Origin of the sequence: Chryseobacterium sp. C-71, assembly GCF_020911865.1 — a bacterium.
Taxonomy (GTDB): domain Bacteria; phylum Bacteroidota; class Bacteroidia; order Flavobacteriales; family Weeksellaceae; genus Chryseobacterium.
This window is the reverse complement of record NZ_CP087131.1, coordinates 2,595,043-2,608,175: the sequence shown is the minus strand read 5'-3', so window position 1 is coordinate 2,608,175 and position 13,133 is coordinate 2,595,043. Positions and strand designations below refer to the sequence as shown.

Sequence of the window (13,133 nt, the reverse complement as noted above, 5' to 3'; positions counted from 1 at the left end):
TTGAGCCATGAATCTTCAAAATATCAAACAACCATTTCTTAAACATTTCCCGGGTGATTTTTCTAAAAATCCAATCCAGAGAAATACGCCTAAAGTTTTATTTTCCACCATAGATCCTGTGGGATTTGACAAGCCTAAACTGATTGCTTTTAACGAAAAACTTTCAGAAGAAATCGGTTTAGGAAAATTGAATGATAACGACCTTGATTTTCTTGTCGGAAACAATTTACCTGAAAATATAAAAACCTACGCCACCGCCTACGCCGGACATCAATTTGGAAACTGGGCAGGACAATTGGGTGACGGAAGAGCAATTCTTGCCGGAGAAATAGAAAACAATGAAGGTCTGAAAACTGAAATCCAATGGAAAGGTGCGGGAGCAACGCCCTACTCCAGACACGCTGACGGAAGAGCTGTTTTAAGATCATCTGTTAGAGAATACTTAATGAGCGAAGCGATGCATCATTTAGGAATTCCTACTACAAGAGGATTAAGTTTGTGCTTCACCGGAGAAAATGTAGTACGTGACATGATGTACAGTGGAAATCCGCAGGAGGAGAAAGGTGCAGTGGTGGTAAGAACAGCAGAAAGCTTCCTTCGTTTTGGTCATTTTGAATTGATGTCTGCTCAAAAAGAAATCGATACTTTACAGAAATTGGCAGATTTCACAATCAAAAATTACTTCCCCGAAATCACTTCCGAAGGCGAACAAAAATATAAAGACTTTTTCCAATCCGTTTGTACTAAAACTGCAGACTTAATGGTTGAATGGTTCAGAGTTGGTTTCGTACATGGTGTGATGAATACCGACAACATGTCGATTCTAGGTTTAACCATTGACTTCGGACCGTTTTCTATGATGGATGAATATGATTTAAATTTCACTCCAAACACAACCGATCTTCCCGGAAGAAGATACGCTTTCGGGAAACAAGGTCAAATTTCTCAATGGAATCTATGGCAATTGGCCAATGCCCTTTTTGCTTTAATTAAGGATGAAAAATTCCTTGAAGAAACGTTGAATTCTTACGGAAGCTATTTTTGGGAAACTCACGATAAAATGCTTTGCAGGAAATTTGGTTTTGATGAATTAAAAGAAACCGACGAAGAATTTTTCACCAATTGGCAAGGCTTGATGCAGGAACTTCAACTCGACTATACATTATTTTTCAATTTATGGGGAAAAATTGATTTTATTACTGATTTTAAAACAGATTTTCAGAAAATTTCTTACACTATTTTGGATGAGGTTAAAATCAGAAAGATTGAAAATTTCATTGAACAATATCAGTCACGATTAGAAAGTAACTCAATTTCAAAAGAAGATTCATTAAATTTAATGAAGAGAGCAAACCCGAAATTTCTTTTGAGAAACTATCTTTTATTTGAATGCATCCAAGAAATCAACGAAGGAAAAATAGAAATGCTTGAAAAATTAACAAAGGCTTTAGAAAATCCTTATGAAGAAATTTTTCCGGAGTTCTCTGTGAAAAGACCACCAAATTATGATGATATATCTGGGTGTTCAATGCTTTCTTGTAGCTCTTAGACAAAAAAAATCAATTATTTGTGATAATTATATAATTTTTTGTAGTTTTATAAAAAAATTATATGAAAAAACTTATACTTTCTTTAGCAATGCTTTTCGCCGCCACATTTGCTTATTCGCAAACCCTTTTAGATGAGAGTTTCGAATCCTATGCTGATTTTTCAATTAGTGGTTTTGGAAGTTGGCAAACTCTAGATCTTGATGGTTTAGGCACATATACTGGAGGAGGCCCTGTTGTTAATGGAGCAACAACATGGGCAGCATCATGGGCAAACGCAAGTAGCCCAATGGCTTTTCAGATATTTAATCTTTCTACTAGTAATGCTACCAATAATGCTACTGCTACTCCCGGTGTTGATGAAGAGGTGAGAAATTTCTCAGCACACACAGGACAAAAAGTAGCTGTATCTTGGGCTGGTGTACCTGGAGCTACATCTGCAAATAATGACTGGCTTATTTCACCCGCTATTACTTTAGGAGCAAGCAATAACATTTTAACTTTGTGGGTAAAAGCATTATCACCAGCATATGTAGAAAGTTACAAAATAGGTGTATATGTTGGTACCGGAACTCCAACAAGTGCTGCAAATTTCACAATTATTTCTGGAGCATCAGCTTCTACAGCTCCTTTTACTTGGCAACAAGTTACCCAATCTTTAAATGCATATTCCGGACAGACTATAAGAATCGGAATTCAGTATATGTCTTCTGATAAATATATGTTTATGGTTGATGATGTTAAAATTACAACAGGAGTTCTATCAACAGACGAAGTTTCAAAATCTAAAACAACCATTTATCCTAACCCTACAAAAGGAGAAATAACAATCAAGACAGACAAAAAGATAAAATCTTCTACAGTAGTTGATCTTTCAGGAAAAGTATTATTACAAACAAGTTCAGAAAAAGTGGATATGAGTTCTTTCACAAAAGGAACTTACTTATTAAAAGTTGAATTTGCAGATGGAAGTACAAAAACAGAAAAAGTAATTAAAAATTAATTTAATTTATTCTTTTAATATATCAAACTCACCCCAATCGGTGAGTTTTTTTATTTTATTTTTGCAGAAATTTAAATACGTGTCTATTACATCAAAATTTTTAAACTTTTTTAAAATTGTTTTTCCTTCCACATTCGCAGAGTTGGGAATTTTCATCTTCTTTTTAACTGCCTACGGAATTTTGGGTTCTTACATTGCGCTGAACTACCGAATTATTTTTGACAGCAGAATTCCTTGGGATGCCTATTTCAGTTTCGACAATAAAGCTATCATCATGACTGGCGGAAGCTTTGAAAGACACCCTCTTTCCTATTACTTTTTTAATTGGATGCGAGATTCTGTTTTGTTTTTTACAAATGGAAAAATGGATGTAAATTTTAGATTAATTTTGGCTTGGCTAAGCAATTTCATCATCAGTTTAAGCTTGGTTCAGGTGTATAAATATCTTAAAAACATAATCAGACTTCCAATACTGATCAATTTACTGATTGTTTTCTTTTTCAGTTTATTTTCTACAAACATTCTTCTTTCTTTCACTCCGGAAACCTATACTTACACGCTGTTTCTATTGGTTTTATTTAATTATTACACCGCTATAAAATTTAAAAAAGACGGAAAAATTGCAGGTTCAGCATTGGTACTTGCCGGAGTAACAATCGGTGGACTGACCGTAACAAATATTGTTAAAATATTCATCCCAATCATTTTTGAAAAAGGCTTATTTAAGAGCTGGAAAAAATTTGGGAATGCAGCTTTCCGAGTGATTCTTTCTTGTGGAGTTTTTATTCTTTTATATCTGAATCGGATTGATTTTAAGTATCAAAACATTCTTTCGAAATCTGGGGAACAGTACGAGAAGTTTTCGAATGTAAAGTCGACACCAATTTGGGATATGATTTATTCTTATTTTTTTGGAGGAAATATCCTTTTCCCGAGTTTTTTCATCAGAGAAAAGCACAATATGAAAGGTTTTTACTTTAAAGCTATTTTCATGGAGACTTACTCTACCGCATTTGCCTACATTTTCATCGGATTGATTTTAGGCTTTGTTTTATGGAGTTATTTTAAAAATTTTAGAAATAAATTGGTTCAGATTCTTATGATTTCATTTTTGGTAGACATCATAATTCACTGCATATTCAGATTTGGACTTCACACTTCATACATCTACGGCGGACATTTTGTTTTTGTCTATCCACTACTGATAGGATGGCTATTTTTCGCATACGGCAATTCACCAAAAACACTTTCCCTTTTAACAGTAATCATTGGTATTTCTACCATTTATTTACTACTCAATAATTACCACCGAATGATTGATTTCTTTGAATTTTTGAACAAATACTACCAATAAAAAAGGGCGGAGAAAATTAATTTTTCTCCGCCCTTTTTATAATATTTTTAAATCTATTTTGCTTCAGCACAAAAAATTCTGTATTGTACAGCAACCGCAGATTTGAAGTATTCTCTTACTCTTGAAAGATCCGCTGCAGCACTTTGTTTTGTAAAATAACTTCCTGCTAAAATCTTGTAATTGGGTCTTAAGGAAGCATCCGTTTCAACTTTCAGATTTGGAAATCTCTTTCTGAAATATGCCTTCACCTCATTGGCTTCCTCATTGCTTTTCACTGTCGTAATCTGAATTTTGAATCCTAAAATTCTTGGGTTTTTTCTACAAACTTCAGCGTTTGTCAATTCTCTGTTAGGAACAAAAATCTTTGGCGGTTTTGCAGGAGCGTCATAATCTGTAGACGTAGAAGTATTCACCGCAACTTTTGCACATTTCTCTTCAAGACCGCTCATCGCATCATTAACTCGCGAATCCATCGTCATTACTAATTCAGTTCCGGACAATGTATCTCTCTTTACAACCTGTTGGGCATCAAAGGTATAAAAACTAAAGAATGAAAGTACCGAAAATATTTTTATGAAATTTCTCATTTAAACTTGTTTCTGCAAATTTAGAATAATTTGAAAATACAGCAACCATAGTTATTTAGAATAGTTACAAATTAAACCATAATGACATTTTCCCCTTTGTATATGCCGTTAAATTCATGTTAAAAATATTATTTTTGCGGGATTGATTACACATTCAATATTTACTAACATAAGACAATTTAAATGATTAGTTGGAGAAAGCATTATAAAAAAGGGCTGATTGCGATAGGTTTATTGCTATCAACAAGTGCTTCAATTTACGGGCAAGGCGATCCTGCAAACGGTGAGAAACTTTTTAAGGCAAACTGTACGGCATGTCACGCTTTAGACAAACAAGTTGTAGGACCAGCATTGAAAGGTGTGGTAGAAAGACTTAAGTCTGAGCAGGGACTAGACACAGAATGGCTTCACAAGTGGATTAAAGACAACAAAGCACTCAGAGCTTCTGGCGACAAGTATGCCAACGAAGTTTTTGAAAAGTACAACAAGACTGAAATGCAGGTCTTTCCTAATCTTACAGATAAGGATATTGACGACATTTTAGAGTACACAACTAATCCTCCTGCACCTGTAGCTGCTGTGGCAGAAACTCCTGCACAGGGAGCACCTGCAGCAGGAACACCGGCAAATAACACGACTTCAAGTATTGTCATTATTTCACTTTTAGCAATTGCTGCTTTATTGGTTTGGATCTTAGTCAAACTGAGACAGTTAGTAAAATTAGGTCAGTCTGATGATTTAGCCGGACTTAATGAAACAAGAGTTAAATCTTTCAGTGAAATCTACGAAAAATACCACTACATCGGTAAAGGTCTTTTAGCTGTTTTGGCTATACTAGCAACTTATGGTGTATGGAACTGGATCATGTGGATCGGTGTTTACAAAGGTTATAAGCCTGAACAACCTATCTACTTCTCTCACAAAATTCACGCTGGAGAAAATAAAATCGACTGTCAATTGTGTCACTCAAGTGCTAAATACGGTAAGGTTTCTGAAATTCCTTCTATGAACGTTTGTATGAACTGTCACAGAACAATTTCCGAGTATAACGGTAAGTATCTTGAGCCAGGAAAAGATAAAGCTTTCTATGACGGCGAAATCAAGAAGATCTATGAAGCAACAGGCTGGGATTCTGAAAAACAACAGTACACGGGTAAAACAACTCCTGTAGAATGGACAAGAATTCACAACATGCCAGATTTCGTTTACTTCAACCACTCTCAGCACGTAGTAGCAGGTGAGCAAGCGATTATCAACTCATTCAACAAGAAAAATCCTGACAACAAGATTGATGTTGTATGTAAAGCATGTCACGGAAAAATTGATACAATGAATGTGGTACAAATGGCAAACGACTTCACTATGGGATGGTGTATCGAATGTCACAGAACAACAGAAGTTGATATGAACAACGGTTATAATAAAGAATACTTCAAAAATCTACACGAAAAGCTTAAAAAACAATACCCTCAAGATGGTGGTAAGATTACTGTAGATGCGATTGGAGGTCTTGAGTGTGGTAAATGTCATTATTAATAACTAAAAAATCAGAAGTATAAATGGCTTCAAACAAAATACAATTTAGAAGTATTCACGAACTTAAAGACCCTTCCCTAAACGGAAAGCTGGCTCTTAAAGAGTTCCAAGAAGAAATTCCGGTAGAAGATTTCTTAGGAGATGCTGAGAAAAGTGATGCTAGTACAACAAGAAGAGATTTCTTGAAGTTATTAGGTTTCTCTACTGCAGCAGTTACTTTAGCAGCTTGTGAGGCACCGGTAATCAAGACAATTCCTTATGTGGTAAAACCGCATGATATTATTCCGGGAGTTCCTAATTATTACGCTTCAACATATTTTGACGGTTTCGATTTCGCAAGTGTTTTAGTAAAAACCAGAGAAGGAAGACCTATCAAAATTGATCCGAACCCGGCAGCAGGTGATTTAGGTAAAACTAACGCAAGAGCTCAGGCAAGTGTACTTTCTCTTTATGATAACGATAAAGTAAAGCAGCCTAAGTTTGAAGGGAAAGACGAAACTTTTGATAAAGTAGATGACTTTGTAATCAAAGGTTTGGAAGAAGCGAAAGCTTCAGGTAAAAGAATTGTTTTATTATCTCACTCTTTTGCTTCACCTACATTCAAAAAACTATTTGCTGAATTTAAAGCTAAATATCCTACCGCTGAACTGGTAACTTATGATGCAATTCCTTACGCTGCTTCTTTGGATGCTGCACAGGAAGTATTCGGACAGAGAGCTTTGCCTGTTTATGACCTTAAAGGTTCTGAATTGGTGGTTGCTTTCCAGGCAGATTTTTTAGGAGAATACAACGCAGCAAGTTTAGAAACTTCTTACGCTGCAGCAAGAAAGCCAGGAGCAAACATGTTGAGACACATTCAAGTGGAATCAAACATGTCTTTAACTGGAGCTAATGCAGATTCAAGATACAGATTAAAGCCAAGTGCTGTAAACAAAACTTTGGTTGAAGTTTACAACGCAATCGTTGGAGGTGGCTCTTCAGATAAATTAGCGAATGAGCTTGCTAAAGAATTATCAGCAAAAGGCAGCAAAGCTGTAGTTTTCGCTGACGGTTCTAAAGGTGCTCAGGTTTTAGCTCACTTAATCAACCAAAAACTAGGTTCAGTAGCTTTCACTGGTAAAGCAAACTTCCTAAAAGAGTTTGATAAAGCAAGATTCAACGAATTTTTAGGATGGATAAATGGTGGACAAGTTGGTGTTTTAATCACGAACAACGTTGACCCAATCTATTCTCACCACAAAGGACAGGACTTCAAAAAATCATTGGCTAAAGTTCCTTACGTTATTGCTGTTGCAGACAAGAAAAATGAAATGTATAAAGCAGCGAAAGCTGTAATTCCTGTAGCTAACTGGCTAGAATCTTGGGGTGATATTGAGCCTCAGTCTGGAGTTTATTCATTAATGCAGCCAACAATCCAGAAAATTTACAAATCAAGACAGATTGAAGAATCTCTATTGGTTTGGAAAAACGGAAAGAATAACGCAGCAAACAACTATTACGATTATTTAAAAGCGAATTCTGCTTCTGTTTTAGGGGGAACTTCTTTCAACAAAGCTCTATATAACGGTATCGTTGCTTCTAATAATGCAACTACTTTATCTTATGCTGGCGGAAACGCTGCACAGGCTGTTGCTGAATTAGGAAACTTTAAAGCATCAGATTTAGAATTAGTTTTATATACGAAGACTTCAATAGGTGACGGAACTCAGGCAAACAACCCTTGGTTACAGGAATTACCGGATCCATTGACAAGAATGTCTTGGGATAACTACTTGACAATTTCTCCGAAAGATGCGAAAGATTTAGGTATAGAAAATGATCTAAATGCAAGAATGCAGTTAGATGGTTCTATTGTAAATCTAACGGTAAACGGAGTAACAATAAAAGACGTTCCTGTATTTATTCAGCCGGGACAAGCAGACGGATCAGTAGGTCTTGCGCTTGGTTATGGTAAAAAAGATTCAGGAGCAACTGCAGATACTGGGGTAAATGCTTATCCTTTATTTGATGGTTCTAACCTTGTTATTTCTAATGTTAAAATAGAAAAAACAGGTGAAAGCCATGAATTTGCAGGTATTCAGCTTCAAAACACTCTAATGGGGCGTTATGATATTGCTAAAGAAGTTCCGTTAAAGGAATATTTAAATGTAGCATTTGATGACGAACACCACGGATGGAACAAGCCATTGGAATATCATACGATCAGCGGTGCGTTACCAGCAGGTAAAATTGACCTTTGGGATGCATTTGATGATACAGATGGTCCTCACTTCAACCTATCAGTTGACTTGAACTCTTGTACTGGTTGTGGAGCATGTATCATTGCTTGTCAGGCAGAAAACAACGTTCCTGTTGTAGGAAAAGAAGAAATCAGAATGTCTAGAGATATGTATTGGTTAAGAATTGACCGTTACTATTCTGCAAAAGAAAAAATCGAGACTAAAGAAGGTGTTGAAAGAGGCTTAAATGTTCCTCAATTGTACGACATCTTGATTGAACCAAATGAAAGTCCAGATGTGATCTTCCAGCCGGTGATGTGTCAGCACTGTAACCACGCTCCTTGTGAAACTGTATGTCCGGTAGCGGCTACTTCACACGGTAAGCAAGGTCAAAACCACATGGCTTACAACAGATGTATCGGTACTAGATATTGTGCAAACAACTGTCCGTACAAAGTAAGACGTTTCAACTGGTTTACATATAACCTGAATGACCGTTTTGATTTTAATCAAAATAACGATTTAGGAAGAATGGTACTTAACCCGGATGTTGTTGTAAGAACAAGAGGGGTAATGGAAAAATGTTCAATGTGTATCCAACAGACTCAGGCAACCATCTTAAATGCTAAGAAGGAAAACAGAAAAGTAACAGATAATGAATTTAAAAATTCAGTAGCTTGTGCTTCGGCTTGTTCAACAGGATCACTGATGTTTGGAGACATGAATGACAAAGAATCTGAAGTGAGAGAGTTATATTCTAGCAACAGAAGATATCATTTACTTGAAGAGATAGGAACAAAACCAAACGTGTTCTATCACACTAAAGTAAGAAACAGAGCAGAAAATTAAAGTTTAAATAATAAATAGGTAAAAAATGTCAGGACATTACGAAGCTCCGATAAGGGAACCTCTGATTATTGGTCACAAAACTTATCACGATATCACAGAAGATATTGCACGACCTATCGAAGAAAGAGCAGGAAAATTATGGTGGGTATCACTATATGCAGCCTTAGTTCTATTCATCTACGGATTCGGCTGTATCGCCTACACTATCGGGACAGGTATTGGAGCATGGGGGCTTAACAGAACTATTAACTGGGGTTGGGATATTACCAACTTCGTATGGTGGGTAGGTATCGGTCACGCCGGAACACTTATCTCCGCAGTATTATTATTATTTAGACAGCGTTGGAGAATGTCTGTAAACCGTTCTGCAGAAGCGATGACGATCTTCGCAGTTGTACAGGCGGCAATCTTTCCTGTAATCCACATGGGTAGAGTTTGGGTAGGATACTGGGTATTCCCTCTTCCTAACCAGTTTGGTTCTCTTTGGGGGAACTTCAACTCTCCTCTACTTTGGGACGTATTTGCAATCTCAACGTATTTCTCAGTATCAACAGTATTCTGGTTTATGGGATTGATTCCTGACTTTGCAATGATCAGAGACAGAGCAAAAACTCCTTGGACAAGAAAAATTTATACATTCCTTGCATTCGGATGGGGTGGTAAAGCAAAACACTGGCAGAGATTCGAAGAATTATCTTTGGTATTGGCAGGTTTGGCTACTCCATTAGTATTCTCGGTACACACTACGGTATCTTTTGACTTTGCTACGTCAGTAATTAAAGGATGGCACTCTACGATCTATCCTCCTTACTTCGTTGCAGGAGCTATCTTCTCAGGATTTGCAATGGTACAAACACTATTGTTAATCGCTAGAAAAGTTTGTCACCTTGAAGATTACATCACAATGTATCATATTGAAATTATGAACATCGTCATCATCTTAACAGGTGGTATGGTAACAGTAGCTTATGCAACTGAATATTTCATCGGATGGTACTCTGGTTCTAGATACGAAGACTTTACTTATCTTTCTCCGGGTGCTGCTACAGGACCTTACTGGTGGGCATTCTGGGCATTGATATCTTGTAACTTAATTATTCCGGCTGCATTCTGGTTTAAAAGAGTAAGAACAAATATTCTTGCAACATTTATTATTGCATTGATTATCAACATCGGGATGTGGTTTGAGCGTTTTGACATCATCGTTATCAACCTTTCAAGAGATTACTTGCCAGGATCTTGGACGATGTTTAAACCAACCATCATCGACGTAGGTGTATACTTAGGAACTATCGGATTCTTCTCTGTATTATTCTTATTGTACGCAAGAACATTCCCTGTAATCGCACAGGCAGAATTAAAATCGATTTTGAAAATCTCAGGTGAAACTTATAAAGCAAAAGAAGGAGATGAGCACCACTAAAATTGTATACGGACTTTATGCTGATGACGACGATCTAATGAACGGAGTTAAGGCATTCAACGATAAAGGAATCGCAATCAACGAAGTTTATACTCCATTCCCGGTTCACGGGCTAGATAAAGCTTTAGGTTTAAAGAAAACAAGAATTTCTGATGCTGCATTTATCTACGCTTTATATGGTGTGAGTATTGGCGCAACAGTTACTTGGTACGTAATGAATCATGACTGGCCTCAGAATATCGGTGGTAAACCAGCTTTTGACTGGGCACACAACATGCCGGCATTCGTAGTTCCAATGTTTGAATTAATGGTATTCTGTGCAGCACACATGATGTCTTTGACTTTCTTGGTTAGAAACAAAATGTATCCTGGTGCTCCGGCTCAGAACCCAGATCCAAGAACTACAGATGATAAATTCATGATGGAATTTATTACTGAAGATGTAGAATCTATTAAGCAGCTGCTTGTTGATACGGGAGTTGAAGAAATAACTGTTAAAGATGCTTAAAATGAAAAAGAATGTACTAAAAATTACAGCAGTTTTAGGTTTAACAGCAGTTTTACTTAATTCTTGCGGACCGAAAGAAAATACACCATTGGTATATTTCCCAGACATGTACTTTCCGGTAGCTTACGATCCATTAATGAAAGCTGAGCTTGCCTATTCAGACCATGAAAATGAGATCCCTGCATTTGTTAAAAATAATGGTGCTACAGGTCTTGGTCCAGTGGAAGGTTCTGTTGCTCAAAATAAAGATGGTGTTTTTGAAGAAGGCAAACTTCCAAAAAATCCGGATGAGTATAACGCAGGTTATGATGCTTCAAAATCATTAACTTCTTCTCCTTTGAATCCGGCTAATGCTGCGAAAGATATCGAAAGAGGTAAAATGTTATTTGATCGTACTTGTTCAGCTTGCCACGGAACTGGTGGTGACGGACAAGGGCCAATCGTTCAAAGCGGAGCATACTCAGGTGTACCAAATTATGCAGACAGAGAAATCACTGTAGGTTCTGTTCATTATGTATTAACTAACGGTAGAAATGCAATGGGTTCTTACGCTGGTCAGCTAAACCCTGGCGACAGATGGAGAGTAGCAATGTACGTGATGAATGCTTTCAAAAAAGGCGCACCGGCAGCAGCTTCAGCTACAGCAGCAAAAACAGATTCTACCGCAACTAAAAAATAAGAAAAGAAATGTATAGTTTTTCACCAAAATTAAAATCAACTTCTATCATACTTCTTGTTGTAGGTTTAGTTCTATTTGGAATTGGCTTTTTCCTAAATAACGGAATCACCGAAGAAAGAATTAAAGACATGATGCATGCGGTACATTCTGCTGGTCATGATGCTCCTACACACTCAAGCGAGATGGTGGGTCCTCAAGATGAGGCTTCTCATTTAGAGCATGCAGCAATGCAAATTCACAATCAGCCTTTGGCTTCATTACATTTTGTTGCAGTATTTTTCTTCGGAGTAAGTTGTGCGGTATTGTTCTTCTACTGTATTCAGCACGCAGCTCATGCAGGATGGCCAATTATTATCACAAGAGTAATGGAAGCGATTGCTTCTTACATCCCTTGGGGTGGTGCTATTTTAGTTATCTTGATGATTCTGAATATCACTCACAACGGTCACCTTTTTCATTGGATGGATCCGGATTTGACAGATCCAACCTCTGCACACTTTGATGTGATCTTATTTGAAAAGAAAGTATTTTTAAATATTCCTTTCTATGCTGTCAGAACTTTGATCTACGTAATCGGAGCTTCATTCTTCGCATGGAAACTGAAAGCACAATCTAAAAAAGTAGATGATACAAAATCTTTGATTGAGTATCAGTTCCTTTACAGATGGGCAGTAGGATATATCGCATTCTTCGGGTTTGCTTCTGCAGCTTGGGCTTGGGATTGGTTGATGTCTATTGACCCTCACTGGTATTCTACAATGTATATCTGGTATTCTATGGTTAGCTGTCTTTCTAGTGGTATCGCAGTAATTATTTTACTAAGTGTTTACCTTAAGAAAAACGGATTCTTGCCACAGTTCAATGACAATCACTTGCACGATTTAGGAGTTTTCCTTTTTGCTACAAGTATGCTTTGGACGTACACATGGTTTGCTCAGTTTATGCTATATTGGTATGCAAACGTACCGGAAGAGGTAAATTACTTCTTTGGAAGATTCCAACACTACGGAGTTACTTTCTTGCCAATGCTGATCATCAACTTCTTATTACCACTATTGGTATTGGTAAGTTCAAGCATTAAGAGAAACTACAAAGTGGTAACTATCATGGCAGTAGTTGTAATCTTAGGTCACCTTTTAGATTACTTTAATATGGTAATGCCGGGAACAGTTGGTCCTTACTGGAAAACTCCTGAAGTACTTCTATTAGTTTTAGGTGCAGTATTATTTATTGTAGGATTATTTATCTTCACAGTAATGTCTGCATTAGCTAAATTAAAATTAATTCCGACGGGTAACCCTTACCTTCACGAATCTGAAATTTACGAGTATCCTTTCTAAGAACTTGTAACAAAATAATAATTTTAAAGACTGATTTATCTTAAATCAGTCTTTTTTTTGTAATATAAGGCAACCATTTATAAAAATG

Annotated in this window: 10 protein-coding genes; 9 read left to right on the top strand and 1 reads right to left on the bottom strand. The window is 36.7% G+C overall.

Features of this window, described 5'->3' with window-relative positions; translation table 11 throughout:
* The first annotated feature begins 7 nt into the window (after positions 1-7).
* From LNP04_RS12030 to LNP04_RS12020, 3 genes are all read left to right on the top strand, one after another.
* On the top strand, positions 8-1,549 hold the full coding sequence (locus LNP04_RS12030) for a YdiU family protein (RefSeq protein WP_229983204.1): 1,542 nt from the start codon (positions 8-10) through the stop codon (positions 1,547-1,549).
* 62 nt (positions 1,550-1,611) lie between these two features.
* Complete coding sequence (locus LNP04_RS12025) at positions 1,612-2,550, top strand: T9SS-dependent choice-of-anchor J family protein (RefSeq protein ID WP_229983203.1); 939 nt, start codon at positions 1,612-1,614, stop codon at positions 2,548-2,550.
* Between the two features lie 79 nt (positions 2,551-2,629).
* Entirely contained in the window at positions 2,630-3,904 is a 1,275-nt protein-coding gene (locus LNP04_RS12020) for a DUF6080 domain-containing protein (RefSeq protein WP_229983202.1), read from the top strand.
* 53 nt (positions 3,905-3,957) lie between these two features.
* Here the strand turns inward: LNP04_RS12020 and LNP04_RS12015 are convergent, their stop codons facing one another.
* Positions 3,958-4,491 (bottom strand): SPOR domain-containing protein, encoded by a 534-nt coding sequence (locus LNP04_RS12015; RefSeq protein WP_229983201.1) that lies wholly within the window; start codon positions 4,489-4,491, stop codon positions 3,958-3,960.
* Positions 4,492-4,674: 183 nt separating this feature from the next.
* On the opposite strand from LNP04_RS12015, the gene LNP04_RS12010 reads away from it, so the two are divergent.
* Genes LNP04_RS12010 through LNP04_RS11985 form a run of 6 tightly spaced genes read left to right on the top strand, consistent with a single transcriptional unit; the run spans position 4,675 to position 13,045 of the window.
* Positions 4,675-6,027 carry a c-type cytochrome gene (locus LNP04_RS12010; RefSeq protein WP_229983200.1) on the top strand — a complete coding sequence of 451 codons (1,353 nt, stop codon included), beginning with the start codon at positions 4,675-4,677 and terminating at the stop codon, positions 6,025-6,027.
* Positions 6,028-6,050: 23 nt separating this feature from the next.
* Positions 6,051-9,095 (top strand): TAT-variant-translocated molybdopterin oxidoreductase, encoded by a 3,045-nt coding sequence (locus LNP04_RS12005; protein ID WP_229983199.1) that lies wholly within the window; start codon positions 6,051-6,053, stop codon positions 9,093-9,095.
* Positions 9,096-9,120: 25 nt separating this feature from the next.
* Positions 9,121-10,518 carry an NrfD/PsrC family molybdoenzyme membrane anchor subunit gene (gene nrfD, locus LNP04_RS12000; protein ID WP_229983198.1) on the top strand — a complete coding sequence of 466 codons (1,398 nt, stop codon included), beginning with the start codon at positions 9,121-9,123 and terminating at the stop codon, positions 10,516-10,518.
* On the top strand, positions 10,505-11,026 hold the full coding sequence (locus tag LNP04_RS11995) for a DUF3341 domain-containing protein (protein ID WP_047443227.1): 522 nt from the start codon (positions 10,505-10,507) through the stop codon (positions 11,024-11,026). Before nrfD ends, LNP04_RS11995 begins: the two co-directional genes overlap by 14 nt.
* On the top strand, positions 11,019-11,705 hold the full coding sequence (locus LNP04_RS11990) for a cytochrome c (RefSeq protein WP_229983197.1): 687 nt from the start codon (positions 11,019-11,021) through the stop codon (positions 11,703-11,705). Before LNP04_RS11995 ends, LNP04_RS11990 begins: the two co-directional genes overlap by 8 nt.
* Positions 11,706-11,713: 8 nt before the next feature.
* Positions 11,714-13,045 carry a quinol:cytochrome C oxidoreductase gene (locus LNP04_RS11985; protein ID WP_229983196.1) on the top strand — a complete coding sequence of 444 codons (1,332 nt, stop codon included), beginning with the start codon at positions 11,714-11,716 and terminating at the stop codon, positions 13,043-13,045.
* Positions 13,046-13,133: the final 88 nt, after the last annotated feature.

Excerpts from the sequence above, each read along its gene's own strand:
- LNP04_RS12025 (WP_229983203.1), top strand. The coding sequence starts at position 1,612 with ATGAAAAAACTTATACTTTCTTTAGCAATGCTTTTCGCCGCCACATTT.
- LNP04_RS12030 (WP_229983204.1), top strand. The coding sequence starts at position 8 with ATGAATCTTCAAAATATCAAACAACCATTTCTTAAACATTTCCCGGGT.
- LNP04_RS12010 (WP_229983200.1), top strand. The coding sequence starts at position 4,675 with ATGATTAGTTGGAGAAAGCATTATAAAAAAGGGCTGATTGCGATAGGT.
- nrfD (WP_229983198.1), top strand. The coding sequence starts at position 9,121 with ATGTCAGGACATTACGAAGCTCCGATAAGGGAACCTCTGATTATTGGT.
- LNP04_RS11985 (WP_229983196.1), top strand. The coding sequence starts at position 11,714 with ATGTATAGTTTTTCACCAAAATTAAAATCAACTTCTATCATACTTCTT.
- LNP04_RS12005 (WP_229983199.1), top strand. The coding sequence starts at position 6,051 with ATGGCTTCAAACAAAATACAATTTAGAAGTATTCACGAACTTAAAGAC.
- LNP04_RS11995 (WP_047443227.1), top strand. The coding sequence starts at position 10,505 with ATGAGCACCACTAAAATTGTATACGGACTTTATGCTGATGACGACGAT.
- LNP04_RS12015 (WP_229983201.1), bottom strand. The coding sequence starts at position 4,491 with ATGAGAAATTTCATAAAAATATTTTCGGTACTTTCATTCTTTAGTTTT.
- LNP04_RS11990 (WP_229983197.1), top strand. The coding sequence starts at position 11,019 with ATGCTTAAAATGAAAAAGAATGTACTAAAAATTACAGCAGTTTTAGGT.